Origin of the sequence: Pseudomonas sp. PS01303 (assembly GCF_029959385.1) — a bacterium.
Classification (GTDB): domain Bacteria; phylum Pseudomonadota; class Gammaproteobacteria; order Pseudomonadales; family Pseudomonadaceae; genus Aquipseudomonas; species Aquipseudomonas rustica.
In genome coordinates this window covers 161288-187352 of the sequence record NZ_JASCPK010000001.1, presented here as the reverse complement: position 1 = coordinate 187352, position 26065 = coordinate 161288, and the positions used below count along the sequence as shown (strand labels likewise).

General features: G+C 59.4%; 26 protein-coding genes. 11 read left to right on the top strand and 15 right to left on the bottom strand.

The window, feature by feature from the left end; all coding sequences use genetic code 11:
* Nucleotides 1-9 precede the first annotated feature (9 nt).
* Nucleotides 10-1773 (bottom strand): cation:proton antiporter, encoded by a 1764-nt coding sequence (locus QMX93_RS00885; RefSeq protein WP_053125192.1) that lies wholly within the window; start codon nucleotides 1771-1773, stop codon nucleotides 10-12.
* Between the two features lie 279 nt (nucleotides 1774-2052).
* Here QMX93_RS00885 and QMX93_RS00880 point away from each other — a divergent pair, with 279 nt between their 5' ends.
* Entirely contained in the window at nucleotides 2053-2535 is a 483-nt protein-coding gene (locus QMX93_RS00880) for an acyl-CoA thioesterase (RefSeq protein ID WP_145593770.1), read from the top strand.
* 84 nt (nucleotides 2536-2619) lie between these two features.
* On the opposite strand, the gene pdxY is transcribed toward QMX93_RS00880, so the two are convergent.
* Nucleotides 2620-3492, bottom strand: a complete 873-nt coding sequence (gene pdxY, locus QMX93_RS00875) for a pyridoxal kinase PdxY (protein ID WP_053125194.1) — start codon at nucleotides 3490-3492, stop codon at nucleotides 2620-2622.
* Between the two features lie 117 nt (nucleotides 3493-3609).
* On the opposite strand from pdxY, the gene QMX93_RS00870 reads away from it, so the two are divergent.
* A complete protein-coding gene (locus QMX93_RS00870; protein WP_282351631.1) occupies nucleotides 3610-4023 on the top strand; it encodes a DUF3301 domain-containing protein in 414 nt (137 codons plus the stop codon).
* A gap of 78 nt (nucleotides 4024-4101) precedes the next feature.
* Here the strand turns inward: QMX93_RS00870 and QMX93_RS00865 are convergent, their stop codons facing one another.
* On the bottom strand, nucleotides 4102-5067 hold the full coding sequence (locus tag QMX93_RS00865) for a CobW-like GTP-binding protein (protein WP_282351542.1): 966 nt from the start codon (nucleotides 5065-5067) through the stop codon (nucleotides 4102-4104).
* Nucleotides 5068-5096: 29 nt separating this feature from the next.
* Between QMX93_RS00865 and QMX93_RS00860 the strand changes: the two genes are divergently transcribed.
* Complete coding sequence (locus tag QMX93_RS00860) at nucleotides 5097-5453, top strand: NADH:ubiquinone oxidoreductase (RefSeq protein WP_282351539.1); 357 nt, start codon at nucleotides 5097-5099, stop codon at nucleotides 5451-5453.
* Here QMX93_RS00860 and QMX93_RS00855 read toward each other — a convergent pair.
* Together QMX93_RS00855 and zigA are read right to left on the bottom strand one after the other, a co-directional pair.
* A complete protein-coding gene (locus QMX93_RS00855; protein WP_282351537.1) occupies nucleotides 5450-6094 on the bottom strand; it encodes a DUF1826 domain-containing protein in 645 nt (214 codons plus the stop codon). The genes QMX93_RS00860 and QMX93_RS00855 overlap by 4 nt on opposite strands.
* Nucleotides 6094-7299, bottom strand: coding sequence for a zinc metallochaperone GTPase ZigA (gene zigA, locus QMX93_RS00850; RefSeq protein ID WP_282351535.1), 1206 nt, complete (start codon nucleotides 7297-7299; stop codon nucleotides 6094-6096). The genes QMX93_RS00855 and zigA overlap by 1 nt, the downstream gene beginning before the upstream one ends.
* A gap of 222 nt (nucleotides 7300-7521) precedes the next feature.
* Between zigA and QMX93_RS00845 the strand changes: the two genes are divergently transcribed.
* Entirely contained in the window at nucleotides 7522-7899 is a 378-nt protein-coding gene (locus QMX93_RS00845) for a glutamine synthetase (RefSeq protein WP_282351533.1), read from the top strand.
* On the opposite strand, the gene QMX93_RS00840 is transcribed toward QMX93_RS00845, so the two are convergent.
* The gene (locus QMX93_RS00840) at nucleotides 7896-9098 is read right to left on the bottom strand and encodes an N-acetylmuramoyl-L-alanine amidase (RefSeq protein WP_282351531.1); all 1203 of its coding nucleotides are present in this window, start codon (nucleotides 9096-9098) and stop codon (nucleotides 7896-7898) included. The two genes, QMX93_RS00845 and QMX93_RS00840, sit on opposite strands and share 4 nt — an antisense overlap.
* Nucleotides 9099-9182: 84 nt before the next feature.
* On the opposite strand from QMX93_RS00840, the gene folE2 reads away from it, so the two are divergent.
* Genes folE2 through QMX93_RS00810 form a run of 6 tightly spaced genes read left to right on the top strand, consistent with a single transcriptional unit; the run spans nucleotide 9183 to nucleotide 14389 of the window.
* Nucleotides 9183-10079: a GTP cyclohydrolase FolE2 gene (folE2, locus tag QMX93_RS00835; protein WP_282351529.1), complete on the top strand. Its 897-nt coding sequence runs from the start codon at nucleotides 9183-9185 to the stop codon at nucleotides 10077-10079.
* Nucleotides 10076-10744, top strand: coding sequence for an ATP-binding cassette domain-containing protein (locus QMX93_RS00830; protein WP_282351527.1), 669 nt, complete (start codon nucleotides 10076-10078; stop codon nucleotides 10742-10744). Before folE2 ends, QMX93_RS00830 begins: the two co-directional genes overlap by 4 nt.
* Complete coding sequence (locus QMX93_RS00825) at nucleotides 10744-11610, top strand: metal ABC transporter permease (RefSeq protein ID WP_282351524.1); 867 nt, start codon at nucleotides 10744-10746, stop codon at nucleotides 11608-11610. The genes QMX93_RS00830 and QMX93_RS00825 overlap by 1 nt, the downstream gene beginning before the upstream one ends.
* Before the next feature lie 11 nt (nucleotides 11611-11621).
* Nucleotides 11622-12497, top strand: coding sequence for a metal ABC transporter substrate-binding protein (locus tag QMX93_RS00820; RefSeq protein WP_282351522.1), 876 nt, complete (start codon nucleotides 11622-11624; stop codon nucleotides 12495-12497).
* Nucleotides 12494-13054, top strand: a complete 561-nt coding sequence (locus QMX93_RS00815) for a carbonate dehydratase (protein WP_282351520.1) — start codon at nucleotides 12494-12496, stop codon at nucleotides 13052-13054. Before QMX93_RS00820 ends, QMX93_RS00815 begins: the two co-directional genes overlap by 4 nt.
* Nucleotides 13055-13057: 3 nt before the next feature.
* Nucleotides 13058-14389 (top strand): dihydroorotase, encoded by a 1332-nt coding sequence (locus QMX93_RS00810; protein WP_282351518.1) that lies wholly within the window; start codon nucleotides 13058-13060, stop codon nucleotides 14387-14389.
* Between the two features lie 82 nt (nucleotides 14390-14471).
* Here QMX93_RS00810 and QMX93_RS00805 read toward each other — a convergent pair whose 3' ends face one another.
* Complete coding sequence (locus tag QMX93_RS00805; protein ID WP_034152149.1) at nucleotides 14472-14990, bottom strand: DUF3617 domain-containing protein; 519 nt, start codon at nucleotides 14988-14990, stop codon at nucleotides 14472-14474.
* Nucleotides 14991-15121: 131 nt separating this feature from the next.
* On the opposite strand from QMX93_RS00805, the gene cls reads away from it, so the two are divergent.
* Complete coding sequence (cls, locus tag QMX93_RS00800) at nucleotides 15122-16561, top strand: cardiolipin synthase (RefSeq protein WP_053125224.1); 1440 nt, start codon at nucleotides 15122-15124, stop codon at nucleotides 16559-16561.
* A gap of 31 nt (nucleotides 16562-16592) precedes the next feature.
* Here the strand turns inward: cls and cfaB are convergent, their stop codons facing one another.
* The 8 genes from cfaB to QMX93_RS00760 all read right to left on the bottom strand — a co-directional run bounded on the left by cfaB (nucleotide 16593) and on the right by QMX93_RS00760 (nucleotide 25861).
* A complete protein-coding gene (cfaB, locus tag QMX93_RS00795) occupies nucleotides 16593-17780 on the bottom strand; it encodes a C17 cyclopropane fatty acid synthase CfaB (protein WP_282351509.1) in 1188 nt (395 codons plus the stop codon).
* Nucleotides 17781-17865: 85 nt separating this feature from the next.
* Complete coding sequence (locus QMX93_RS00790) at nucleotides 17866-18651, bottom strand: DNA-binding domain-containing protein (protein ID WP_282351506.1); 786 nt, start codon at nucleotides 18649-18651, stop codon at nucleotides 17866-17868.
* On the bottom strand, nucleotides 18642-19487 hold the full coding sequence (locus QMX93_RS00785; protein ID WP_282351504.1) for a DUF692 domain-containing protein: 846 nt from the start codon (nucleotides 19485-19487) through the stop codon (nucleotides 18642-18644). The genes QMX93_RS00790 and QMX93_RS00785 overlap by 10 nt, the downstream gene beginning before the upstream one ends.
* A gap of 62 nt (nucleotides 19488-19549) precedes the next feature.
* A complete protein-coding gene (locus QMX93_RS00780) occupies nucleotides 19550-19801 on the bottom strand; it encodes a hypothetical protein (protein ID WP_053125233.1) in 252 nt (83 codons plus the stop codon).
* A 111-nt stretch (nucleotides 19802-19912) separates the two neighbouring features.
* Complete coding sequence (locus tag QMX93_RS00775) at nucleotides 19913-21820, bottom strand: heavy metal translocating P-type ATPase (protein ID WP_282351499.1); 1908 nt, start codon at nucleotides 21818-21820, stop codon at nucleotides 19913-19915.
* On the bottom strand, nucleotides 21817-22866 hold the full coding sequence (locus QMX93_RS00770; RefSeq protein ID WP_282351497.1) for a protease modulator HflK: 1050 nt from the start codon (nucleotides 22864-22866) through the stop codon (nucleotides 21817-21819). The genes QMX93_RS00775 and QMX93_RS00770 overlap by 4 nt, the downstream gene beginning before the upstream one ends.
* Nucleotides 22863-23903, bottom strand: coding sequence for a protease modulator HflC (locus QMX93_RS00765; protein WP_282351495.1), 1041 nt, complete (start codon nucleotides 23901-23903; stop codon nucleotides 22863-22865). The genes QMX93_RS00770 and QMX93_RS00765 overlap by 4 nt, the downstream gene beginning before the upstream one ends.
* Nucleotides 23900-25861, bottom strand: coding sequence for a protease modulator HflK (locus QMX93_RS00760; RefSeq protein ID WP_282351493.1), 1962 nt, complete (start codon nucleotides 25859-25861; stop codon nucleotides 23900-23902). The genes QMX93_RS00765 and QMX93_RS00760 overlap by 4 nt, the downstream gene beginning before the upstream one ends.
* Nucleotides 25862-26065: the final 204 nt, after the last annotated feature.

The window sequence follows — 26065 nt, the reverse complement described above, 5'->3', positions numbered from 1 at the left end:
CCCGGCCGGTCAATGCCCCGACGACTCTTTGTGGTTGTCGAGGGTTTCCAGCAGCGCCACCTGCATCCGCGTGTGCACGCGGATGAACCAGCGCCAGAGCAGCGCCGCCACGGCGGCCGCGACCACGGCGATGAGCATCAGCAACTTGTTGGTCGGCAAAATACTGGCCGACAAGGCTGACAACAGCAGGAAAATCACCAGCAGCGAGAGAATCGGGATCACTTCGGCGATCACCCGGCGCACTCGCTGTGTGTGACGCCCGGCCATCTCGGGTTTCACGCCCATCTCCGCCAGCAGCATCGACAGTGCCTTGAGCTTGCGATAAGCAGCGATCAAGAACGGCAACGACACCAGCAACGCCCCGCCCCAGATCAACGCCTTCTGCCAGCTCGGATCGGCAATCCAGTCCTGCAGCCAGGTCGAAAGGCGTTCAGCGAAGAATGCGCCGGTAAAGAAGATCGCGATCACCAGCGCCAGATTGACCCCGACTTGCAGCAGGATCTTGCGAATGATCGACGCCAGCATCGCGCCCTCGCCTTGCGGCTGAATGCTGCGCAGCCATTCGCCATACATCCCCAGTACGCGTCCAAGACGCTTGGGCATCGCGCTCGACAGCTTGATCGACAGCGGATCGGCTGCGCGAATCAGGTACGGCGTCAGCAGCGTGGTGATCACCGAAACGGCCACGGCCACTGGATAGAGGAAGTTGCTGGTGACCTGCAAGGTCATGCCCAGCGCGGCGATGATGAAGGAAAATTCGCCAATCTGTGAAAGACCCATGCCCACGCGCAGTGAGGTGCGTCCGTCATTGCCAGCGATAAAAGCGCCGAGGCCGCAGGACAACATCTTACCGAGTACCACGGCGACGGTAATCACCGCGATCGGCCACGCGTATTGCAGCAGGATCATCGGATCAAGCATCAGGCCGATGGCAACGAAGAAGATTGCGCTGAACAGGTCGCGAACCGGCTCGATCAACCGTTCGATTTTCAGCAACTGACGCGACTCGGCCATGATCGCGCCGATCAGGAAGGCGCCGAGCACCATGCTGTATTCAAGTTTGACCACCAGCAGGCAGAAGCCGAAACACAGGCCTAGCACGGTGATCAGCAGCATTTCGTTGCTTTCGAATTTGGCCACATAAGCCAGCAGGCGCGGCACCAGCAGAATGCCGATGACCAGCGCGACGATCATGAACAGCGACAGTTTGCCGACCGTGGAGAACACTTCGCCGGAGCTGACTGTGCCGCTGACGGCGATACTGGATAGCAGCGCAATGATGCCGATGCCGAGAATGTCTTCGACGATCAGCACGCCGAAGATCAACTGCGCAAAGCGCTCGTTCTTCATCTTCAGATCGTTGAGCGCCTTGACGATGATGGTGGTCGAGGAGATCGCCAGAATCGCGCCGAGGAACAGCGAGTCCATGGTGTTCCAGTCGAACCAGCGGCCGATTTCGTAACCGATCCAGATCATCAGGACAATTTCGAGGAACGCCGCAATAAACGCGGTGGCGCCGACCTTGAACAACTTGCGCAGGCTGAACTCCAGCCCGAGGCAGAACATCAGGAAAATCACCCCCAGCTCGGCGAGGGTCTTGATGGTTTCTTCGTCGTGGATCAAGCCGAACGGCGGCGTGTGCGGGCCAATGATGAAACCGGCGACGATGTAGCCGAGCACCACCGGTTGCTTGAAGCGGTGGAACAACACGGTCACCACACCCGCGACCAACATGATCACTGCCAGATCCTGAATAAAACTGATGGCATGCATGGCGTGGGCTCCTTGATGGACGAGGCTCGCAGTCAGACGTCAGAAAAGTCTGAGCGAGCGAAGTAAAAATCCGCTTTTCGTGTGGGAATTGCCCTTGAGAGGGGCTTTTGCAGGTTAACACCGCGACTTGCGGCTGGAAGGCGGTGCAATATATGGAAACAGATCGATCACGGCGTGACGGCGGCCCGTCGCCCGGCGTCCCGATAACGGTGCTTTTGAAAAGCGACCAGGCACCCGCAGAGGTGCTTCCAGAATTCAGCCTTGATCCGTGAGAACGTTATGGAACCCGGAAACGCCCAGCTGTCGATGACGGTACTGATGACCCCCGACATGGCCAACTTCTCTGGCAATGTCCACGGCGGCACCCTGCTCAAATACCTCGACGAAGTGGCCTACGCCTGCGCGAGCCGTTATGCCGGCCGTTACGTAGTGACGCTGTCGGTGGATCAGGTGATTTTCCGCGAGCCGATCCATGTCGGCGAACTGGTGACCTTCCTCGCCTCGGTCAACTACACCGGCAATACCTCGATGGAAGTCGGCATCAAAGTCGTCACCGAAAACATCCGCGAGCGCTCGGTGCGTCACACCAACAGCTGCTTCTTCACCATGGTCGCGGTCGATGACCAGCGCAAGCCGGCCGCCGTGCCGCCACTGCAACCGCAGAACAGTGAAGACAAGCGTCGTTATATTCAGGCGCAGCAGCGTCGGCAGATTCGCCAGGAGCTGGAGAAGCGCTATCAAGAGATAAAGGGCGACGCCTGAGACCGCTTTCGCGAGCAAGCTCAGCTCCTACAAAGTCAAAATCTGTAGGAGCAAAGCTTGCTCGCGAATGGGGGCAACGCGGTCTTACAAACTGATCGCCGTCGCCTCAAACTTCACCCGCGGATGCGCAATCCGATCCTGCGCCCGCACCAGCTGCAGCTCATAACTGGCGCATGCCTGGGTCTCCAGCAACACTTCATGCACCGCCGCCGCCGTGAACTCGAACGCCGCCACCAGGCTATCGCCCAACAGCACCCGCGCCAGAAACAGGCCGGACGTCAGATCGCCCACGCCCACCGGCTGACGCGGAAACGCCAGCAGCGGACGACGCAGATGCCAGCTGCCTTCAGCCGTCACCAGCAACATCTCGAAGCCATCCGCCGGTTTGCCCGGATAATCCAGATGTTTGACCAGCACCGCTTTCGGCCCACGCGCCAGCAACGCCCGCGCCATGGCCAGGCAATCGAACAGCGACTGCGGTTTACGCCCGGAAAAGCTGTCCAGCTCCAACTGGTTCGGGCACATGATGTCGGCCACGGCCGCCGCTTCTTCCAACAGGAAGTCGCTGACCTCAGTCGGCACGCTGCAACCCTTCTCGGGATGGCCCATCACTGGATCACACAGATACAGAGCCTTCGGGTTGACCGACTTGATGCGCTCTACGCCGCTGAGAATCGCCCGGCCCTGCGCCGCGCTGCCGAGGTAACCGGACAGCACCGCATCGCAGTTGCCCAACTCGCCAATCGCGGCGATGCCTTCGACCAGCTCGGGAATCTGCTGCGGCGCCAGCACTTCACCAGTCCACTGGCCATACTGTGTGTGGTTGGAAAACTGCACCGTGTTCAGCGGCCAGACGTTGACGCCGACCCGCTGCATCGGAAAAACCGCAGCGCTGTTGCCGGCGTGGCCGAACACCACGTGGGACTGAATGGCGAGCAGATGAGGCGTACGTTTCATTCGGGGCATTCCGTAAAACGATTGAAATTCAAGCCGCGCAGTATGCGACGAAACGCAGCCTGTACGACAGACCGGCGACGCAGTTAAGCTGACGCTATCTTTTGGAGTTTGATGTTGATGCTGACCCTCGAAAACATCTTCGTGCTGATGCTGTTCGCCGTGGCCGGCGCGTGGCTGTGGCACAACCACGGCTTGCGCGAGCGCGCGCTGGCGCGGGTCAAACAGCATTGCATCAACGTCGGCGTCGAGCTGCTGGACGGGAATGTTGCACTGAAAAAGATCGGCTTGATCAAAGATGCCAACGGTCGTCGACGGCTGGCGCGGGTCTACAACTTCGAATTCACCGTGACTGGCGAATCCCGGCATAACGGCACGATTACCCAGTTTGGTGCGCACAGTGCGCATATTGAGCTGGCGCCCTACCCGGCACCGTTCGACGATACGCCACCGGTGGTTGAGGTGCAGCGGCCGCGGGCGGAAGTTATCGAGCTGAGCCAGTGGCGGCAGGAACATACCAAGTGGAAACCCTAAAGATCGCAGCCTTCGGCAGCTCCTACATCAGATTTATGTACACCTTGTAGGAGCTGCCGAAGGCTGCGATCTTTTGATCTACTCCTCCCGACACCCCGACAATCCCCGCTGCAACGCCTCAACATCCAGCGCCTCACCGAAGATCAGCTCGATCCGCGAATCCCTCCGCCACTCGCTGACCTGCCAATTCAACTCGGCATTATCCAAAGCATTCGCAGACACCCAGCCCTCCGCGCTGTGGATAACCAGTTTCGCCCGCTGCCAATTGAGGCTGGCCAGCCAGTCAGCAATGCGCTGCTTGTTGAATATCTGCCCCGGATGCCAACGCCAGCCAATGCTCCAGCCTCCCTCCTGCGCCTGACTCAGGCAAATCGGCAGCGTCGGATCGCTCCAGACGGCCGGCATCTGCCCTAATCCCTTGGGTACGACCAAGTTATCCACACCGCTGACCGCTTGTGCAGCCAGGCCCGGCAGTTCGCTGAGCGATAGTTGCGCCTGTTGCGTCCAGATCAACCGGACTGGCGGCAACTGGCTGGCGATTTTTGCCCGAGCCGGTTCCTCGAGATTTTCAGCCTTGTTCAACAGCAACAAGCCCGCGCTTTCCAACGCTTCCCGCTGCGCTGCCGGCAACGCTTTCCCCGCCTCAAGCGCTTGAGCATCCAGCACCAAAACACAAGGCTGCACCGCCAGCACACCCAGCCAAGGCGCCTCATTTAACTGTTTGAGCAATTGCGCCGGATGCCCCAGCCCGGACGGTTCGATAAACAATCGATCGGGCCTGGCCTTGCGCAACAAACGCCCAAGCCCAATCTGAAACGGCGCGCCATTGACGCAACACAAGCAGCCCCCGGCCACTTCGCCCAGTGCGATACCATCGGCGTCGCTGGTCAGCAGCGCGGCGTCGAGGCCGATCTGGCCGAATTCATTGATCAGCACTGCCCAACGCTCGCCCTCTGGCCGCTGGGCCATGAGCTGGCGAATCAGGCTGGTCTTGCCGGCGCCCAAAGGGCCAGCAATGACATGGGTAGGAATGTTCTGCAACATGGCCGGGAGTTTTCTTGGGAGATTCGAAGATGCGTTGGATGGGATGGTCGTTGCTGTTGGCGCTGCTGTCGAGCGAAGCGTGGGCTCAGGCCTGCGTGGTGCACAGTCAGGGCGAGCGGCTCGACGTCAAAGTCTGTCAGCAGAACCGCAACATTCCGCAGAAACTGTTCAATGATGGCTTCTGCCAACCGAGGCTGACCGGGCAGAAAGTCGAGGTGCAGTACGTCGATCAGTGCCCGAGTGGTGCCTTCGGTGTGTGCAGCAACGCACAAGTCGCCAATATGCCTTATCGCCAGGACATCCACTATTACGGCGTCGCCACCGATGCCGCATATTTAAAGCCGTATTGCGAAGGCCAGAGCCAAGGGTCGTGGCTCAAGCCTTAACCGAGCCAGTCGAGGGTCAGTATCAAACGACGCTCGCCAGCGGCCAATTGCGGCGAGCGATGAATCAGACCGAAACCTTCATTGCCGTGCCATTTCTCGCCTTTCAATAGCGCGACGTCGCCGCTGTTGAGTTGCTGGATTTGCGCTTGGGGTTCGGCGTTGGCCTGCCCCAGTTGCTGGCGATCCATCGTGCCCTCCTTGAGCCATTGGCTGCCGACGCCGGCGTACGTGGTGATCAGCCGCGCCGGCACGTGATCAACGTGGAATCGCGGGCACATGGCTTTATCGAGCACCCGCAGGCGCAGGCCGATGCGCTTGGCGCCCAGCAAACAGGCGAAGGCGCTGACCAGCCATTTCAGGTCAGCGATAAAGCCTTCGTAACCTTCCAGATCACGGAAGCCTGAGGCCAACCCGGTCAGGTCAGGCTCGGCGTCCTCGTTCGGCAACTCCAGGCATAACGATTCCGCCAAGGGATCGTTGAGGGACAGCAGTAATTGAGCAAAGTCGCTGATGTGCAACGGCAATTGCCGCTGCCACACGGCGAGGTTGGTGTCGTCCTGGAGGATCTTCGTCAACGTTTCAGGTGTCGGCCCTTGGTGCTGATGGCGCGTACGGTTTTGCATGAGTTTGAGGGCGAGCATCAGGCGGCCTCTTCATGCCAAGGGCCGAACGGATCCGCCAACAATCGCCAGCCCTCTACGCCGAGGGCCATTTCTTCATCGGTGAGCAGGCAGTCATCCAGTTCGTCAGAGAGCTGTAGGAAATCGATGTTCTGACCGATGAACACCAGTTCCTGACGGCAATCTCCTACGCTCGGTATCCAGTTTTCCATGATCGCGGCGGTACTTTCCTGATCCTGCGGCCACTGGTTTTTCGGCACGAAACGCCACCAGCGCCCGGCAAAACCGTGGCGCATCAAGCCGCCGGCCTGCGACCAGCTACCGGCGTCTGTGGGTTTGCTCGCCAGCCAGAAGAAACCTTTGGAGCGCAGCAGTTTGCCATTCAGCCATGGGCGATCGATGAAGCTGAAGAAGCGTTGCGGGTGAAAGGGTCTGCGCGCACGGTAGGCTGTGGAAGCGATGCCGTATTCATCGGTTTCCGGCACGTGCTCACCGCGTAATTCCTGCAGCCAGCCCGGTGCTTGCGCGGCTCTGTCGAAATCGAAGCGACCGGTGTTGAGTATCTTCTCCAACGGCACTTCGCCCATCACCATCGGAATGATCTCAGCTTGAGCGTTGAGGCGTTTGAGGATGGCGATCAATTCCTCACGCTCGGGCTGGCTGATCAGGTCGATCTTGCTGATCAACAGCACGTCGGCGAACTCGATCTGTTCGATCAACAGGTCGGTGATCGAGCGCTCGTCTTCCTCGCCGAGAATTTCGCCACGGGAGGCGAGGCTTTCCGCCGCCTGGTAGTCCGGCAGGAAATTCACACCGTCGACTACAGTGACCATGGTGTCGAGACGCGCGATGTCGGAGAGGCTTTGCCCGTGTTCATCGCGGAAGGTGAAGGTTTCAGCGACCGGTAACGGCTCGGAGATACCGGTGGATTCGATCAGCAAATAGTCGAAGCGCCCTTCCCGGGCGAGTTTGCTGACTTCTTCGAGCAAGTCTTCGCGTAACGTACAGCAGATACAGCCGTTGCTCATTTCGACTATTTTTTCTTCTGCGCGGTTTAAGCTGACATCACGCTGGACTTCGCTGCCATCGATATTGATCTCGCTCATATCATTGACGATAACTGCGACGCGAAGGCCCTTTCGATTACGTAGTACGTAATTCAAAAGTGTACTTTTTCCGGCGCCCAAAAATCCTGAAAGTACGGTGACGGGCAATTCGGCTGACATTGGATAATCCTCATAGGAAGGCAGCCGATTGACGCTTTTACTAGCGCTTGGCGTTTTGAGGCTTCATACGAGGGTTTCGTTGAAGCTAAACGCTTGAAATCGGCCTGCTCAGGCTCAGTTATTATTTATGTTATAGTATAACAACACGAATAAACCAGCCCTGCTCTTGCCCTGAGCGATAGACAGCAGGAAGCTGAGCCCATCCCACACGCGGAATTGGTAATGAAAACTGCGCTGAAATGCTCGTTGTTGAGCCTTGGATTGCTGATTGCTGGCAATGCGTCGGCGCAGTTGCCGACGCTGGCCAGCTGCACACGTAGCGCTAATCTGCTGGCGTGCATCGATGCCGAGGGCAATGCGTATAGCGTCAACACTCTCGGCAATACGCTTTACCTGCGTGGATTTGAAAAGATTGGGCAGCGTTATTGGGCGCAAACCAACAGTCGCTTTGGCCAACTGACATTCTTTACCGGTGTCGCCTCTGATGGCGAAGCGTGGGTTGGCTACACCCGCCGCGTCGGCTGGACGACCATTAATCGCTTCTCCAGCTCGGGCGGCAGCAGTGCGAAATTCACCTGCAGCCGAATCGTCGGCTGCTAAACCTGCGCTTTCTGCTGCTCCTGTCGCCAAGCGAGATAGCTGTCCATCGGTGGATTTTTCTCGAAATAGCGCTGCAATCCCTCAAACAAACCATCCGCCACGGCCTGTTGATGCCGCGCCGTGACCAGTCGCTGACTGTCGCGAACATTGGAAATGAAGCCGGTTTCCACCAGAATCGACGGCACATCGGGCGACTTCAACACGGCAAATCCAGCCTGTTCCACGCGCTTCTGATGCAGCGTAGTGATACTGGCCAGACTGCCCAGCACGGTGTTGCCCAGTTGCAGACTGGCGGCGATCGTCGCGTTCATCGACATGTCGAGAATCACCCCGGCGAGCATTGGATCTTTGTCTTTGAGATTGAGCAGACTGGTAGCGCCAAGTAGATCTGCGCCGTTCTCCCGCTGCGCCATAAAGCGTGCCGTCGCCGATGTCGCGCCACCTTCAGACAGGCAATACACCGACGCTCCAGACGCTGTCAGCCGTGGCGCCGCATCCGCATGCACCGAGATAAACATGTCGGCTTTATGCTGACGGGCAATCTCCACACGCTTTCGTAAAGGCACGAAGAAGTCGTCATTGCGCACCAGTTTTACGTCGAATCCTTTTTCCTTTTTCAGGCGTTTGGCGAGTAGCTGAGCAATGGAAAGCACCACATCTTTTTCCCGCTCACCTTTCGCGCCGACCGCTCCGGGGTCCTTTCCGCCGTGTCCTGGATCGACGACTACGATGATGTCGCGCTTGGGGTGAGCGCCGATCTTGGGTGTTTCACGTGGAACCATTGTGGTCACTGGCGACGTTTTCGCAGTGACTAAATCCAGAACCAACCGATGACTTTGGCCATCCTGCGGCGCCAAAAGGAAGCTGTTCAGCAGCACTGGATTGCTCAGATCGAGAACAATCCGCGTGTCTCCCTGACCAAAAGGCCCGGATCGAATCGACCGGATTACCGTGCCATTCAACGCCAACTCGCTGAAATCCCCGCTCAGATTAGCGCCGGACACATCGATGATCAGCCGTTCCGGAGCACTGAGAGTGAAGGTTCTGTAGCGCACTGGCCCACTTAAATCGAAAACCAATCGCAGCTTTTCATCAGAACGCCACAGCCGCGCGTTACGAATTTGCGCGGCCGAAACACTGAACGGAAGGGCGAAGGCCGCGCTGGCCAAAATCAAATTGAGCAGATGGCGTCTGTGCATATGAAAACCTGTTCATGAAAAAGGCATCGTGGATTGCATTGTTATAATGTAACATCCAATTCATTCAACACGATGGTTCCGAACATGAATTCGCTGACACTTCCGGATATCGCCGCGCAGTCCGCTCGCCAAGCCTTGCCCCTCGAATGGGTGGGCATGCACGGCATCGCATTACCTGTTTTATTGGAAGGCCAACGCTTGAGTGCGAAAGCTGATGCGGGAGTAAGTCTGGATGACGGCGAGGCTCGCGGGATTCACATGTCACGCCTCTATCTGGCGCTGGAAGCGCTGGAACAGCAGAGCCTTTCCCCTGCTCTGCTGCACCAGGTGCTCAAACGTTTTCTGGATAGCCACGAAGGTTTATCCAACTGCGCCTACCTGAATATCCACACGGATCTACTGCTGAAACGCGCTGCGTTGATTAGCCCATTGGCCGGATGGAAATCCTATCCAGCGACCATTTCAGCCAGCTTGAAAAATAAGATGTTCCACGTGGAACTCAAAATAGAAGTGCCCTACTCCTCAACCTGCCCTTGTTCAGCGGCCTTGTCTCGGCAGTTAATCCAGCAACAATTCGTCGACGACTTTGCCAATAAAGCCCTTCAGCACGCTGACATGCTGGCTTGGCTCGGATCGACCCAAGGCATCATCGCCACACCTCACAGCCAACGCAGCACCGCACAATTGCATCTGCACCTCGACGAGTTCATCGATGAATTACCGCTGAGCGCGATCATCAATGACGCTGAAGCCGCCCTAGGCACCGCCGTACAAACCGCCGTAAAACGCGCCGACGAGCAAGCCTTCGCCCTCGCCAACGGGCAGAACCTGATGTTCTGCGAAGACGCCGCACGCCGATTGAATCTCGCACTTCGCCGTACACCCGGGGTTAACCAATTCCATTTGCGAGTGATCCACGCCGAAAGTCTGCACGCCCACGATGCCGTCGCCGAAAGCCACTGGCAGCGTGAGCAAGCATGATCCGCTGCCAATCCCTGATCTGGGGCGCACCCGGTCAACCGCTGACCACACCCCTGAATCTAGAGCTGGAAAGCGGCACTCTCACATCCATCATCGGTGCCAACGGCTGTGGCAAAAGCAGCCTTCTGAAAGTCATCGCCGGGCTGCAAAAACCTTTGGCAGGCAAAGTCAGCCTAAGTGTTCCACGTCAAAGCGGCTTGTCGTTCCTGCCCCAACAACAGCACCTCGACCGCCAGTTCCCCATCAGCCTCGAGGAACTGATCGCCGCCGGTTTCTGGGGACGCCGACTCTCAACCCAACTGCGCGCACAACGCCTGAAAGACGCACTGGAAAACTGGCACCTGAGCGGACTCGAACACCGCCCACTCATGGCCCTCTCCGGCGGCGAATTACAGCGCGCCCTTCTCGCCCGATTGAGCCTGACCGACGCCCCGGTTCTGCTCCTCGACGAACCCCACGCCGCCCTCGATGAATTCGGCCAACAATTGCTCTGGCAACACATCCACGCCTGGCATAACCAAGGTCGAACCATCGTCGTGGTTTGCCATGACCTCGCCGCCGTACGCCAACACATTCCGCACACCTTGCTGATCAAAAACCGCGAATGCGTGTACGGCGCCAGCGTTGAACTGATCCAGCAAACCCCTCAGACGCAGGTGGCCTGATGCTCGCCGTCGCCCACTTATGGCAACCGTTCAACGAGTTCGTGTTCATGCGCCGCGCCCTGCTCGGCGGCCTGGTCTTGGCGTGCAGTACGGCACCACTCGGTGTGTTTTTGATCCTGCGACGGATGAGCCTGATCGGTGACGCCGTCGCCCACGGCATCCTTCCCGGCGCCGCGCTGGGATTCTGGTTCGCCGGCCTGAGCCTTCCCGCACTCACACTCGGCGGCCTCGGCGCCGGCCTGAGCATGGCCGGACTCGCCGCATGGATCACCCGCCGCACCGGTCTGCGCGAAGACGCCAGCCTTGCTGCGATCTACCCCATTTCTCTCGCCAGCGGCGTGCTGATTCTCGGCATCGCCGGCAAACGCCTCGACCTGCTTCATCTGCTGTTCGGCTCAGCATTGGCCGTCGACGGCCCGACCCTCACCGGCATGATGTGGGTCTCGGGATTCAGCTTGATCGCCATGGCGCTGATCTACAAACCGCTGCTGCTCGACACCCTCGACCCACTGTTCCTGAGAACCGTCAGCCGCCTCGGCCCACTCGCCCACGGTGTGTTCCTGACGCTGGTAGTACTCAATCTGGTGATCGGTTTCCAGGCCATCGGCGCGCTGATGGTCGTCGGACTGATGATGCTCCCCGCCGCTGCCTCGCGATTCTGGAGCCGCCGCTTACCGATCCTGATTGCCATCGCCGCCGTCATCGGTTGCCTCTCGGTGTGGTTCGGTTTGCTCCTGTCGTTCTACTACTCGCTGCCAAGCGGCCCGGCCATCGTGCTGGTCGCCGGCGTCGGCTATCTGCTGTCGGTGGTGTTCGGGCCGGTTCACGGTCTGCTGCGCCGCCCGCCCTTGCTCACATCCCAATGAGGTGTTTCCCGATGCGCGCTCTACTCGTGTTGTTCAGCCTGCTGCTGTCGATGTCATTGTCGGCGGCAGAAAAATTACCGGTGGTGACCAGCTTCAGCATCCTCGCCGACATGGTACATCAGGTCGGCGGTGAGCATATCCAGATCACCAACATGGTCGGCCCGGACGCCGATGCGCACACTTACGAGCCGACACCGGACGACGCCAAAGCGTTGCTCGGCGCTAAACTGATCATCAAGAATGGCCTCGGTTTCGAGCCGTGGCTGGATCGACTGGTCACCAGCACCGAGACCAAAGCCACGCTCATCAGTGCCAGCCATGGCGTGATTCCACGCTCGCTGGATGAGGACGGCGAAACCGTTCCCGACCCGCACGCCTGGCACAATCTGGCGAACACCGAGTTGTACATCGCCAACATTACCAAAGCGCTGATCGCTGCCGACCCGGCGAACAAGGCCGACTACCAACGCAACAGCCAAGCCTATCTGAAGCAGATCTACGCCCTGCTCGCTGAAGCCAAAAGCAAGCTTGGTTCGCTGCCGCCGGGCAATCGCAAGATCGTCACCAGCCACGATGCCTTCGGTTATCTCGGTCAGGCCTATGGCATCGACTTTATGGCGCCACAGGGTTTGTCCACCGAGCGTGAACCCTCGGCCGCCGAAGTCGCTGCGCTGATCACCCAGATTCGTCAGGCCAGGGTCAAAGCGGTGTTCATGGAAAACATCAAGGACGCTCGCTTGCTCAAGCAGATCGCTGATGAAAGCGGCGCGCACATCGGCGGCACGTTGTACTCCGACGCCCTCGCCGCCAGCGGCCCGGCCAGCACCTTCACCGGCCTGTTCGAATACAACCTCAACACCCTTTACGACGCGCTGAGCAAACCATGATCCGCAAGAATCCTTCAGGCGATTTGCCGCAAATCGCCGAGTCGGCTTACGTCGATAAAACCGCGATCATCTGCGGCAAAGTGGTGATTGGCGAGAACGTTTTCGTCGGCCCCTACGCGGTGATCCGCGCCGACGAAGTGGACGCCTCAGGCGACATGGAGCCGATCACCATCGGCGCCAATTCGAACATTCAGGACGGCGTGGTGATCCACTCAAAATCCGGTGCGGCGGTGACCATCGGCGAGTTCAGTTCCATCGCCCACCGCTCGATCGTGCATGGCCCATGCGTGGTCGGCGACCGCGTGTTCATCGGTTTCAACAGCGTGTTATTCAACTGCATCGTCGGCAACGGTTGCGTGGTACGGCACAACTCGGTGGTCGATGGTCGCGATTTGCCGGACGCGTTCTACGTGCCCTCCACAACCCGCATCGGCCCGAACACCGACCTCTCGTTATTCCCACCGGTGAGCGTCAGCGCTTCGGAGTTTTCCGAAGACGTGGCGCGCACCAATGTCGACCTGGTGCGCGGCTACAAAGCCTTGCAGAACGAGTTCTGAACCATGAGCAGCGTGCTGATTCGCAACGCCAGACTGGTCAACGAAGGGCGCGAGTTTGACGGCGATCTGTTGGTCAGCAACGGGCGCATCGTCAAAATTGCGCGAAGCATTGAAGGTGAAAACGCCACGGTAGAAATCGACGCCAACGGCCAATGGTTACTGCCGGGGATGATCGATGATCAGGTGCATTTCCGTGAACCGGGTGCGCCGGCCAAGGGCAGCATTCACACCGAGTCGCGCGCAGCGGTCGCCGGTGGCATTACCAGTTTCATGGACATGCCCAACACCAACCCGGCCACCCTCACCCTCGAAGCACTGGCGGATAAAAAGCGTCGGGCGGCGATCAACTCAGTGGCTAACTATGGCTTTCACTTTGGCGTGAGCCGGGACAATCTCGATACGGTGGCTGCTCTCAATCCTTGCGAAGTGGCCGGGGTGAAAGTGTTCATGGGCGCGTCGACCGGCAACATGCTGGTGGATGATCCGCAGATCCTTGAGCGACTGTTCGCCGAAGTGCCGACCATCCTGCTCGCGCATTGCGAACACACGCCGAGCATCGACGCTAACGCGGCCAGTCTGCGCGAGCTGTTCGGCGATCGTATTCCGCCCGCCGCTCACCCGCTCATTCGTAATGCCGAGGCGTGTTATCGATCCTCATCACTGGCGGTGGAATTGGCGAAACGTCACGGCACACGTCTGCATGTTTTGCACCTGACCACGGCGCGTGAACTGGCCTTGTTCGAGGACAAACCGTTGGCGCAGAAACGCATCACCGCTGAAGTGTGTCTGCATCATTTGTTGTTCGATGATCGCGACTATCCAAGGCTCGGCAACCTGATCAAGTGCAACCCGGCGATCAAGAGTCAAAGCGATCGTGATGCTTTGCGGGAGGCTTTGAACAGCAATCGGTTGGACGTTATCGGCAGCGATCATGCGCCGCATACCTGCGAAGAAAAGCAGCAGCCTTACGCGCAGGCACCATCGGGATTGCCACTGGTGCAGCATGCGTTGCCAGCGCTGATGGAGTTGGTGGCGGATGGGGTTTTGCCGGTCACGACGTTAGTGGCGAAGACCAGCCATCGCGTCGCGGATCTGTTTGCGATTCCGGATCGTGGCTATTTGCGTGAAGGGTATTGGGCGGATCTGGTGTTGGTTGAAGCGCAGAGGCTGGAGGTCGATCGGCAGCCGATTCTGTCACAGTGCGCATGGACGCCGTTTGCCGGGCGCAGCTTTCGGCATCGGGTGAATGCGACGATTGTGTCGGGGCAGATTGCATGGCGGGAGGGACGGGTGAACGAGGGATGTCGCGGGCTAGCGCTGAGGTTTATGCGCTGACTGTTAGGACGCCTTCGCGAGCAAGCTTTGCTCCTACAGATTCACACAATTCCGTAGGAGCAAAGCTTGCTCGCGATGCTTTTTAAGCGCGGGGTTTCACAGCGCCGCAATCCTGGCCCAGCCACACCGCACGGGTTTCCAAACTGCCCTTCTGGTTGATCCCGATCGCATTGAACGTGCCGTTCGCCACCGTGGTGAATTCACGATCGCTGAGGAACGTCGCCACGCCGGTGCCCTGTGCTTTCGGGCAGCTGAAGCGGAATTTCCACTGGTTGCCGGTGCGATCGGTGATCTGCTGTTTGCAGCCCGATTGCGGGTCGGCCAACGGAATATCGTTGGTCGCCACCTGCTCTGGCGTCAGGCAGGCGCGGATGCCTTTGCCGCCGATATTGATGCCGTTTTTCTCCAGCGCCGCGCGCTGTTGCGGGGTCATCTGCCCTTGCAGTTGACCGAGGATCGATTGCACATCCATAGGCTGGTCATCGACCTTGACGTTGCTCGATGTCATTTCCCACAGACCCGGCTGCAGCATCTGCGCCTGAGCAACCACCGGCAAAGCCAAACCCAGACCCAGCGCCAAACCCAGCAGACGAACGTTCATCGAAAAACTCCTGATCAGTAGTGGCCGTTAGACGTCGGCCGATTGCTTCGGTTCATGCACCAATTAAATAGCGACAATCGCGACAGAACATGGTCTGTTAAGCATTGAATCTTCCGGAGCAAGGCTGCCCCATGGATTATTTTGGACCGCACATTTTCGGTTACCTGATCGCCCTGATACACACCCTCGGCTTGATCGCCGCTCTTCACGCGGTGCTCACCGTGCGCACGGCTCAAGGTTCGATCGCCTGGGCATTGTCGCTGATATTTATTCCCTACCTCACGCTAATTCCTTACCTGGTGTTCGGCCGCAGCACGTTTGATGGTTACATCAAGGCGCGGCGCCAAGCCAACGAACAAATGCGTCAGGCCATTTCCGAGCTGAACTGGCGCCCTTGGGTGGAAGAAGCCCTGACCGCGCGCGCCTCGAATGCCTACGCGTCACTGCGGGCGATGCCCAAGCTTGGGCGCATGCCGTGTCTGGCGAACAACGAAGTGCAGCTGCTGATCAACGGCACGGCGACATTCGAGTCGATTTTCCACGCCATCGAGCAGGCCAAGGAAGCGGTGCTGATCCAGTTTTTCATCATCCACGATGACCGCCTCGGCCAGCGCCTGCGTGATCTGCTGCTGAAGAAAGCTGCCGATGGCGTGACCATTCACCTGCTCTACGACCGCATCGGCAGCCATGCCCTGCCCCACAGTTACGTGCAGGCGCTGCGTGATGGCGGTGTCGAGGTCAAAGCTTTCGCCACGCGCAGCGGCTGGCTCAACCGCTTTCAGGTCAACTTCCGTAACCACCGCAAGATCGTCGTAGTCGATGGCGTGGTCGGTTTCGTCGGCGGGCACAACGTCGGCGATGAATACATGGGCGAAAAACCACCGCTGGCACCGTGGCGCGATACCCACGTCAAAGTCCGCGGCCCGGTGGTGGCGTGCATGCAGGAATCGTTTGCCGAAGACTGGTTCTGGGCCGCACGCACCCTGCCGCCGCTGATCCTGCCGGATGAATACCCCGAAGACGGCGTGCTCTGCCAATTGCTCGCCAGCGGCCCGGCCGATGCGTACGAAACCTGCTCGCTGTTTTTCGTCGAAGCGATCCATGCGGCGACAGAACGGGTGTGGATCACCAGCCCGTATTTCATCCCCGATGAAGCGGTTTTCGCCGCGTTAAGACTGGCGGTGTTGCGCGGTGTCGATGTGCGATTGCTACTGCCTTCGCGCCCCGACCACCGCATCGTCTACGCCGCTTCCAGCCTTTATGCCTTCGAAGCGGTGCGCGCCGGCGTGCGGGTGTTCCGTTACCGTCCAGGGTTTCTGCATCAGAAAGTGGTGTTGATCGACAGCGAGATCAGCGCGATTGGCAGCGCCAATCTGGACAACCGTTCGTTCCGGCTGAATTTCGAAGTGATGTTGCTGACGGTCGACAGTGCGTTCGCCGCCGACGTGGAACAAATGCTTAACGACGACTTCGCGCAGTCTGATGAAGTCGCCAAAGAAGAAAGCCGGGAGATCCACCGCCTGCAACAACTCGGCATGCGGATCGCCCGGCTTATTTCACCGATTCTCTAAAGCCCCCCTCTCCCTAAGGAGAGGAAAAGGTTTAGGGGTTATAGATGTCGTCGCGTGTCCATGGCAGTTCGTGGCTGCCATCCGGATGTGCTTTCACCGCGAGGATCTGGTGCAGATTGATCCAGCCGCGCGCGAAGGCGTAAGCACAGCCGGCCAGGTACAAACGCCAGATGCGCAGCGCCTGATCCGGCACCAGTTTGCCCGCAGCTTCGAGATTGTCCTCGAGCCGTTCGCTCCAGTGATCCAGCGTGCGCGCGTAATGCAGGCGCAAGCTTTCGACGTCGACAATCTCTAGCCCCGCTTCGCTGATCTCCGCCGAGATCATCGACAGGTGCGGCAGCTCGCCGTTGGGGAATACGTATTTCTCGATAAAGTCGCCGGCGCCGCGTCCCACCGGACGGCCATCCGTGTGTTTGGCGGTGATGCCGTGGTTCATCACCAGACCGCCCTCCTTCACCGCGCCGAACAGGGTTTTGCAGTACTCGGCGAGATTGGCGTGGCCGACATGCTCGAACATGCCGACGCTGACCACCTTATCGAAACGGCCATCCTGCGGCAGGTCGCGATAGTCGAGTAGTTGCAGTTCGATCTGGTCTTCGAGGCCCTCGGCTTTTACTCGCTCGCGCGCCAGTTCCAGTTGTTCCTTGCTCAGGGTGATGCCGAAGACTTTCGCACCGAATTCGCGTGCGGCAAAACGTGCCAGACCACCCCAACCGCAACCGACATCCAACAGGTATTCGCCCGGCTGCAAACGCAGCTTGCGGCATAAATGACGGAATTTGGCTTGTTGCGCCTGCTCCAGGGTTTCGCTGCCCGTTTCGAAATACGCGCAGGAATACGCCATGTCGCTGTCCAGCCAGAGCTGGTAAAACGCGTTGGACAGGTCGTAGTGGTAGGAAATGGCTTTGGCGTCGGTTTCCTTGTCGTGCAAGGCCCGCACCGGCTGATTGTCGTCATCGTCACCGAGCAACGCGTTACTCAATTCGTCGCAGACCCGGATGACCTCGCTGATCGAGCCCTCCAGTTCGAGCTTGCCTTCAACGAAGGCCGCTCCGAGCGCATCGAGGCTTGGATGGGTGAACTGGGTGACCATCTGCGGGTCCTTGACCACGATGGTGACGCTGGGCGCCGGCCCCAGATTGAACTCATGGCCGTCCCAGAGTCGCAAGCGAAGCGGTAGCTGCAGATTCTGTAAGGCCGGTGGAAGTTGCGCGAGCATGGAAAATCCCCCTTGTTTCAGACCGTCAGATCTGAGGGTAGACCATCCTTGAAAAATAGCAGGCTATCGATTTAATTAGCCAAAACTATCGTTGCAAACGCTCCAGCAAGCCATCCTGAACCCACTGTTTCAACCACGTAACAGCTTGCAGCGGTGCGCCCTCACCATAGATGACTGCTAACGCTTCGCACAGTTCGGAGAAACTCCAGCCTTCGTTTAACAACCCATTCAGCGCATTCGCTTCAGCGCGGTCCAGACTGCGGTAGTTGCAGACCAAGTCGTGACGCCAGATCACGCAGACCTGGGGTGTTTCGAGTGCAACGCTGTGCGGGAAATCCGCTTCATCTTTTACCGAGCGCCAAATCGCGACGCTGTTGAATTCACACGCCAGCCATTGCAGCGAAGGCGTCGGTTTGAACTGCAAGGTCGGCCACTCTTCCGGCGCCAGCATCGCCATCGCATTGATCGTCAGCGGCTCGCCAGCCGGGGAATCGAACGCCAGGGTGAACGCCCATTCGAGTGCGGCCAGCTCAGCCAGCGGCGCACTTTGCTCGGGCACCAGATGCTCGCGGATAAACGCTTCAAAACCTTTGCCCAGCCAACGCAGACTGAAATGCGCCGACGGATATTGGCGGATGTACGCGGTGGCGAGCAGATCGAATTCTTCATCGCCCATCCAATAATGAATGGCCGGGAAATCGTGGGTCAGCACTTCCAGTAAACGCGCCGCGTAAGCGTTGTGATAAATCGCCAGGCCGGTACCGACGTCGAGCGTCGGCCCACCGATCAGGTTGTCGGCCAAGGCGCGATTGGCCGGCGTGGCATCCAGCAGAAACGCTTCGAACGCCAGTTGCCATTCCTTCAAGCGCATTGCTGTCTCCCGGCCAGAACCGTGTCACCCAACTCGCGGGCCTTGTGCAGTTCGGCGAGCAGTTCTTCGAACGGCGGGAAATGATCGTCGCGTTCCAGCAACGTCGCCACCGGGCCGATGTGTTCCAGCGTGCGTTGATACAGCGCCCAGACCGGATCGCTCACCGGATGGTCGTGGGTGTCGATGACGTAATCACCGTAATCGTTGTGCCCGGCCAGATGCAGTTGACGTACTTTTTCTGCCGGCAAACCTTGAATGAACGCCCATGGATCGAAGCCGTGATTGCGCGAACTGACGTAGACATTATTAACGTCGAGCAATAACTCGCAGCCGCTCTCCCGGCTCAGGGCCGCGAGAAATTCCCATTCGCTGAACTCGTCCGATGCGGCGCGCACATAGCTGGAGACGTTCTCCAGCACCAGCGGCCGCTGCAAAACATCTTGCACCTGCGCCACTCGGCCGGCGATGTATTCGAGGCTTTCTGCGGTATAGGGCAGCGGCAACAAGTCGTGCAACTGATGGGCGTTGCCACGGCTCCAGCACAGGTGATCGGAGATCCATGCCGGTTTGACCCGGTCGGCCAGTTGCTTGAGTTGTTTGAGATAGTCCGGATCGAGGGCATGCGGCCCACCGATGGACAAGGACACACCATGCATCACCAGTGGATAGCGCTCGGCGATGGCGTCCAGGTAGTACAGAGCCTTGCCGCCCTGCACCATGAAATTTTCGGAGACCACTTCAAACCAGTCGACGTCCGGCGACTGTTCGAGGATCTGCTGATAATAAGCGCTGCGTAAACCGAGGCCGTAACCCAGGAAAGGAAGCGAAGCGGACATGTCGGACTCCTGCTAAAAGTGGCCGCAGTGGCGTGAACCACTGCGGCGGCACTTGCTGTCAGTTATTCGCCGACCTTGCCACCTGCTTTTTCGCAAGCCGCTTGAGTCATGGCCTTGAAGCCCATGCCTTTGCAGGTGCCCAGACCTTTGCAGGCGTGATCTTTGGTCTTGCAGTCGTTCTGGCCTTTGCAGGCATTGACGCCGTAGCAGTGAACGTTGGCATCAGCAGCCGTAGCGGTAGTCGAAACACCGGCAAACATCGTAGCAGCGGCAAAAGCGAGAGCAGCACCAGCAGCAGCGGTCTTGATAGTCATTTTTGTTTTCCTCGGTCATCGTCAGGGATGTCGGCTGAACGATTTGTTCAGTCCCGACATAGCACTAGAGAGAGCGACCAGGATGGCGTTACAACACGAGCAAAATTAATTTCAGATCTCTTCCTTGAGCTTGAGCAGGGGTTCCTGAAAGCGCAGCAAGCGCCCGGCATTACCCAACACCAGCAGCGTACTAAGGTTATGCAACAGCGCCGCGATCATCGCTCCGGCGGCACCCAACCAACCGAATGCGGCGAACACAACGATGGCCAGCGTCCAGCCCAGACCGATGACCACGTTGACCTGCAATGTTCGTCGACACTGGCGGCTGAGGCGTACACAGGTTCCGAGCCGGCGCAAATCGCTGCCGATCAGCACGATGTCAGCCGAGGCCAACGCGATATCCGCACCGCCGGCGCCCATCGCCACACCGACTACGCCGGCCTTGAGTGCCAACGAATCGTTGATGCCGTCACCCACCACCATCGGCCGGAAACCGTTGTCGATTTCCTTGAGCACACGATTGAGTTTGTCCTCAGGTAAGGCCTGGGCTTGAACCTCTTGCAAACCAACATCACGCGCCAAAGTCTGAGCGACACTCTGCCGATCACCGGTCAGCAACAGTTGCCGACCCAAACCCAATTCACGCAACTCGCTGAGGGCAAAACGCGCCTCCGGTTTGACGCTGTCCGCCAGCAACAACCACGCGAGGAATTCACCGTTCAAGGACAACCCGGCAATCGGGCCGTCGTGCTCGGGAACGGTCGAAGTAATGATGCCCAATTGCGCGAACAACTCCGGTCGCCCCAGCGCCGCCTCGCCCTGCTCCGTCATGGCAACCACACCAAGACCCTGACGCTCGTGTATCTCACTCAGGACCACCGACTGTTCCTGACTGACCAACCCCGCCAACGCTCGACTCACCGGATGACTGCTCGCCGCACCAAGGCTGGCAGCCAGTGCGGTAATCGCGGAGGTGTCTGTGTGGGAACTGTCGATCGACTGCAAGCGCAACGTGCCATAAGTCAGCGTGCCGGTCTTGTCGACGACCAGCGAGGTCAGGTCAGCCAGTTCTTCAAGAAAAGCCGAACTGCGGATCAGAATCCCGTGCCGCGCCGCCACCGCGACACCGGCAATCGCCGTCGCCGGCGCAGACAACACCAACGCGCACGGACACGCCGCCACCAACACCGCGAGCATCGCCTGCGCATCATTGGTGACGAACCAGGTCACCGCCGCCAGCAACAACACCAGCACCATGTAGCTGCCGGCATAACGCTCGAGCAAACGAGTGATCGGTGGTTTCGAACGCTCGGCGTTTTGCATCAGGGCGATGACTTTGCCGAGGGTCGATTCATCACCTGTGCGAGTCACTTCAATACGCAGCAGGCCATCAAGGTTGATCGCGCCGCCGAACACCGTCATGCCGACAGCCGCCTCCACCGGCACCGACTCGCCGGTAATCGAAGCGGTATCGAGACTGGCCTGACCGGACAAAACCCGACCATCCGCCGGCACCCGATCACCGGCGCGCACCTCAACGGTGTCGCCCGATTTCAGCGTGCCGTTGTCCACTTCGAGGATCGAACCATCGGCCTGAACCTTGCGCGCGTGACTGCGCGTCAGTTGGCCAAGCGCATGGATCGCTTCCTGCGAACCGATGACACTGCGCTCCTCCAGCACGTGGCCGAAGATCATGATGATCGGCAGCAACGCCGCCGTGAGCAGATCGCCAGTCGCCCACGCGCCGAGCATGGCCAAGGCAATCAGTTGATCGGTGATGCCGTGCAGGCTTGGATAACGCAGGCTATACCACGCCGAGCGCATTACCGGCACGGCGACTAATAAAGAAGCAAAACCCAGCAGCAATTGGCTGACACCGGTTTGCTCCGGCACCAGCCAACGCCAGATCAAACCCAGTCCAAGCAGTCCCAACGCGAGCATGGCGAGGGTCAGTTGCCGGGCAGCGCGGCGTTGTTCGGCCGAGGACAACAGACTCGGTGCGGCAGTCGTCGCAGTCATTTACTGGCTCCCTGAATGATCAGGCGGGAATCGTCTTTCGGATCGACCGTGGTCACCGATCCGGCCTGGCCGAGAATCTTCGGCATGCGTTCGCGGTACAGGCGCAAGAGCATTTGCGGGTCGGCGCTGCTGGCCAGACTCGACACCGTGGCGGTGTCGGCCGAGGCTTTGGCCAGGCGTTCACCCGCCTGCGCGTGAGCCACTTGCAGCGTGCGGTCGGCTTGCTCGTTGGCGGTCTGGGTGAGTTTCTCGGCGTCGGTGCGCGCGTTGGCCACGGCTTTATCGGCTTGCTGACTGGCAGTCAGCACAGCGTTGAACGCACTTACGGCAGGGTCAGGCAGACTCGATTGCACATCGACCCGCGCCACTTCGATACCGATGCCCTGCCCGCTCGCCTTCAACTCGGCGAGGCGTTTGTTGATGCCTTGCACCAGATCACCGCGCAGCCTTTCACGGCGTTCGGCGGCTTGATTGTCAGCGCCGATCAACTCTGGGCGCGCGACAAGAATAGTGTCGAGATCGCGCGCGGCCGTCAGTGCGACGGCGCTGCGGGTGACCAAACGATCCAGCGCCGGCAGCACATGATCGGCCTGCAAGACGAAGTCGTAAGGGTCGGTGACTTTGTAAAACACCCGCACATCCAGTTGCACCACGCCGGCATCACCGGTCAATAAATAACCAGACCCGGCCAGCGCATCGCTCAGCGGTGTTGCGAACGAAGCGACGCGATCAGCCTTCAGCGCCTCATCACTGCGCAACAGATTTTCCACTCGGCGTTCGATGACTCGATCCGCTGCGGGCAGCAAAATCACCTGTTCGAATGGCTGCGGCCAGGCCAACAACAGACCGGCGTTTTGCACGCGATCCAGTGCGCCAAAGTGCAAAACCACGGCGCGATTCTGCGGGTCGATCTGCCGCACGTTGGAGAATGCCCACGCCAATGCGGCCAACACCGTCACCGCGTACAGGGCAAAAAATGCCAAACGACCGGCCTGAATCCACGGGCTGTTTAGCGAATGTGTTCCACGTGGAACTTCTTCACTCATGGCTGCGATCCGGATTTGCTGTCGAGTGTCGGCGGGCCATCGACCAGTACGCGGAATGGCGCGGCGTCGGTGCGCAGAATCAGTTTGGTGTCCGGCGTGACGATGGTGCCGAGGGTGTCCAGCGAGCGCAGCAAGTTATACAGCTGCGGCGAACTGGCGTAGGCACGGCCGTAAATCTGCGCGGCTTCAACGCGAGATTGCGCTTCGATTTCTGCGGCTTTCACGGTGGCGTCAGCTTGCACAATTCGCGCATCGCGTTCGGCAGCGGAACGGATTTGCGCCGCTTCGCGTTTGCCGATCGCCGTGCGTTCAGTGGCAATTGTTTCACGCTCGGCGCGCATGCGATCGACCGTGGCGGTGAGCGTTACCGACGGCAAGGTCAAACGCTCGATGCCAACTTGCACGACACGCACGCCATAGGTCGCGAGCAATTGCTGATCAATCTGCTGACGCAACTGCGCTTCGAATTCAGCGATGTGCACTTGGCTGGCATCGGTGTTGACCAGATTCGCCAGATCGAAACTGCTGGCGGTGGTTTCCAGCGCCGAACCAACAAAGGTACGAATCTGCCGCGCCGCTTCATCAGGCTGATTCTGCACGGCGCGCATAAAACGCTGCACGTTGTCCGGATCACCCTGCACCTGCCACGCCACATAAGCCTGAACGATGATGCGCAAACCGTCGCGGGTACCGACATCCTGCAAGCCGCTGGAGGTAGTGCGCAGACGTAGATCCACCGGAATCGCCGCTTCGAATGGCGCCGGCCAGCGCCAGCTCAAACCCGGTTCAAGCAATACCCGCGATGGATTGCCGAAGCGAGTAATGACCGTGGCTTCACCGGAGCGCACTTGCACCAGGCTTGCCGCCGCGATAGCGAACGCCACCAGCAGCACCGCCCAGCCCATGCGCCGCCACGGGAAAGGCCCCGCCTCTTCCGGCGCTCCGTGGTGATGATGCCCGTGATGATGGTGATGTCCGCCGTGGCCATGATCGTGGCCGCTGTGATCATGCGGTTCGTGCGTGTGCGACTGGCTCAATGGGCGACTCCTGGTTGAGCGGTGGTGCGCGCGGGCGTCGGGTCAGCCGGCAGCGTGAAGGTACGCAGGTCGATGGTCGGCGCATTGCTGCTGCCACCGAGGCGATGATCGAGCACCAGCAATTTGGCTTTGCTCAGGCCTTGGCTGAGCTGCGCGAGGTATTGCTCCAGCACAAAGGCCTGACCGGCACTGGCGTAGGCTTTTTGTTCGGCGCTGAATTTCAGATCCGCCGCTTGCGCCGTGGCACTGGTTTCGCGGGCGTTGGCGCTGGCCTGATCGCGAGCGAGGCTGGCCTGCAATTGCGCCTGATTACTCACTTCGGCCGCTGCGCCACGCTCGCGGGAGATCAACGCCTGGGCGCCGATCTGCGCCGCTTGCACCGCGTGATAAGCATTGGCGGCACCGGCCGGCGGGTGAATGGCTTCAACCACCGTGGCGAGAATTTCCACGCCACTGTTGAGTTGTTGCAGATCACTTTGCACCGCGCGACCGATCTCTTCGCCCAGCCCTACCCGGTCTTCGCCGAGCAAACCGTCGAGCGTGCGCGAAGCAAAGTCGTGCACCAGAATCCGGCTGGCGGTGCTGCGGATCAGTGTTGGTACATCAGCGCTGTTGTAAGTCGCGGCCAGCGCCGCCTGATCCGTCAGGCCAATGCGATAGACGAAGCGCACGTCCATGTTGACGATTTGAAAGCTCTGCTGATCGCCACGGCTGCTGGCGATCACTTGCGACTTGTCGTTGACGTGACTGGCGTCCCACAAACGGTTGGCCGTCATCGGTGCCGGGCCTTCAGCGGGATCGGCTTGCAGTGGCGCCGGGTTTTCGCCGACGCTGGTTGCCAACTCATGCACCACGCCGTTTTCGACGATCAACACGCGGCCCAGCGGCCACGGCAAACCTGTGTGCAAACCGGGGCCAAAGACCTGCACCGGTTTGCCGAAACGCTCATAAATGCCGCGACCCTGCAGCGGGATTTCATGGATGCCAGTAAGCAACCAACCCACCGCTGCGACCAGCGCCAGCACCGGCAGAAACGCTCGGCGCATGTAACTGAACGCCCAGATCTGACGTAGATCGATGCCAAAACGGTTGTGCAATTCATGCTGCAACGCGAGCAACGGCTGCGGCGGCCAACGCAGCATGTCAGCGACAAAACTGCGCGCCAACAGCGTCGGTTCGACTTGTTCGCGGCGTGGGCTGAAGACCGAGAGTACCGCGCGCAATAGCAGCTCGATCGCGACCAATCCCGGCAAGATGCCGATGAGTACTGCCACGCGAACCGGCCAAACCGTGTTGTCGCCAGCGAACAATAAACACAGCGCGCCGAGCACCAGACTGATGATCGCCACGCGCGTCAGTTGCGCCAGCGCTCCGGCTTCTGGCCATTGCGCTGGATTTTCCTGAACGAGTTGCCGCTCCAGTACCAGCAAGCCGAACGCCAGCAGCAACGCCAACGCCGCACCGACGGAGGCGGACACTCCAACGGTTGCGGCGGGCAACGTCAGGTTCCACACCTGTTCGATGCTCAGCGCCACCAGCAACGCCCAACCGCCCAACCACAGCGTCGCTGCACCGATCTGGCCAAGCACATACAAACCGCGCTGACTGAGGCGATCCAGCAGGCGCTCGTACCAACCTTCTGGCGCAATCGCTTCATCGTCGGCAGTCGGCGTCAGCACAACAGGATTGATCACCCGCGCGCGCCATTGCGTCACCCACCACGCCGATTGCAGCCCGGCGACCAGCACCAGCAACGCCGCGCTCTGATTGACCAGCAGCGGCAGCCACAATGATTGCGGCGCAAACAGTCCGACGAAAAACGCCGACACCCAGCCCGCCCCGGCCAATCCGCCAAGGCCCAACGCCCAACGCCGCAGTCGCCTGCCCTGCATGGTCGCCTGCTGAAAACGCGGCAGTCCGGTCACCTGCGTGCCATCCACCTCCAGATCAACTTGCATATCACCCCAAAATCATTGGCTCGCGGTTTATATCGTTACGATATAACGAAAAGCGTGAAATATTCGTACACAATTACCCGTATTCAAAGACGCCCAACCTGTCGCTTGCCTGAAGCCTTGACCGAAATGTCTGGAAACGCACATATTACGTTCGTAATTTTTATCGACAGCTACTTTTAGCGATCCGCATCCATTCATCAGGAG

Bases quoted from the DNA above. Each gene is read 5' to 3' on its own strand.
- QMX93_RS00885 (WP_053125192.1), bottom strand. From the start codon at position 1,773: ATGCATGCCATCAGTTTTATTCAGGATCTGGCAGTGATCATGTTGGTC.
- QMX93_RS00880 (WP_145593770.1), top strand. From the start codon at position 2,053: ATGGAACCCGGAAACGCCCAGCTGTCGATGACGGTACTGATGACCCCC.
- pdxY (WP_053125194.1), bottom strand. From the start codon at position 3,492: ATGAAACGTACGCCTCATCTGCTCGCCATTCAGTCCCACGTGGTGTTC.
- QMX93_RS00870 (WP_282351631.1), top strand. From the start codon at position 3,610: ATGCTGACCCTCGAAAACATCTTCGTGCTGATGCTGTTCGCCGTGGCC.
- QMX93_RS00865 (WP_282351542.1), bottom strand. From the start codon at position 5,067: ATGTTGCAGAACATTCCTACCCATGTCATTGCTGGCCCTTTGGGCGCC.
- QMX93_RS00860 (WP_282351539.1), top strand. From the start codon at position 5,097: ATGCGTTGGATGGGATGGTCGTTGCTGTTGGCGCTGCTGTCGAGCGAA.
- QMX93_RS00855 (WP_282351537.1), bottom strand. From the start codon at position 6,094: ATGCTCGCCCTCAAACTCATGCAAAACCGTACGCGCCATCAGCACCAA.
- zigA (WP_282351535.1), bottom strand. From the start codon at position 7,299: ATGTCAGCCGAATTGCCCGTCACCGTACTTTCAGGATTTTTGGGCGCC.
- QMX93_RS00845 (WP_282351533.1), top strand. From the start codon at position 7,522: ATGAAAACTGCGCTGAAATGCTCGTTGTTGAGCCTTGGATTGCTGATT.
- QMX93_RS00840 (WP_282351531.1), bottom strand. From the start codon at position 9,098: ATGCACAGACGCCATCTGCTCAATTTGATTTTGGCCAGCGCGGCCTTC.
- folE2 (WP_282351529.1), top strand. From the start codon at position 9,183: ATGAATTCGCTGACACTTCCGGATATCGCCGCGCAGTCCGCTCGCCAA.
- QMX93_RS00830 (WP_282351527.1), top strand. From the start codon at position 10,076: ATGATCCGCTGCCAATCCCTGATCTGGGGCGCACCCGGTCAACCGCTG.
- QMX93_RS00825 (WP_282351524.1), top strand. From the start codon at position 10,744: ATGCTCGCCGTCGCCCACTTATGGCAACCGTTCAACGAGTTCGTGTTC.
- QMX93_RS00820 (WP_282351522.1), top strand. From the start codon at position 11,622: ATGCGCGCTCTACTCGTGTTGTTCAGCCTGCTGCTGTCGATGTCATTG.
- QMX93_RS00815 (WP_282351520.1), top strand. From the start codon at position 12,494: ATGATCCGCAAGAATCCTTCAGGCGATTTGCCGCAAATCGCCGAGTCG.
- QMX93_RS00810 (WP_282351518.1), top strand. From the start codon at position 13,058: ATGAGCAGCGTGCTGATTCGCAACGCCAGACTGGTCAACGAAGGGCGC.
- QMX93_RS00805 (WP_034152149.1), bottom strand. From the start codon at position 14,990: ATGAACGTTCGTCTGCTGGGTTTGGCGCTGGGTCTGGGTTTGGCTTTG.
- cls (WP_053125224.1), top strand. From the start codon at position 15,122: ATGGATTATTTTGGACCGCACATTTTCGGTTACCTGATCGCCCTGATA.
- cfaB (WP_282351509.1), bottom strand. From the start codon at position 17,780: ATGCTCGCGCAACTTCCACCGGCCTTACAGAATCTGCAGCTACCGCTT.
- QMX93_RS00790 (WP_282351506.1), bottom strand. From the start codon at position 18,651: ATGCGCTTGAAGGAATGGCAACTGGCGTTCGAAGCGTTTCTGCTGGAT.
- QMX93_RS00785 (WP_282351504.1), bottom strand. From the start codon at position 19,487: ATGTCCGCTTCGCTTCCTTTCCTGGGTTACGGCCTCGGTTTACGCAGC.
- QMX93_RS00780 (WP_053125233.1), bottom strand. From the start codon at position 19,801: ATGACTATCAAGACCGCTGCTGCTGGTGCTGCTCTCGCTTTTGCCGCT.
- QMX93_RS00775 (WP_282351499.1), bottom strand. From the start codon at position 21,820: ATGACTGCGACGACTGCCGCACCGAGTCTGTTGTCCTCGGCCGAACAA.
- QMX93_RS00770 (WP_282351497.1), bottom strand. From the start codon at position 22,866: ATGAGTGAAGAAGTTCCACGTGGAACACATTCGCTAAACAGCCCGTGG.
- QMX93_RS00760 (WP_282351493.1), bottom strand. From the start codon at position 25,861: ATGCAAGTTGATCTGGAGGTGGATGGCACGCAGGTGACCGGACTGCCG.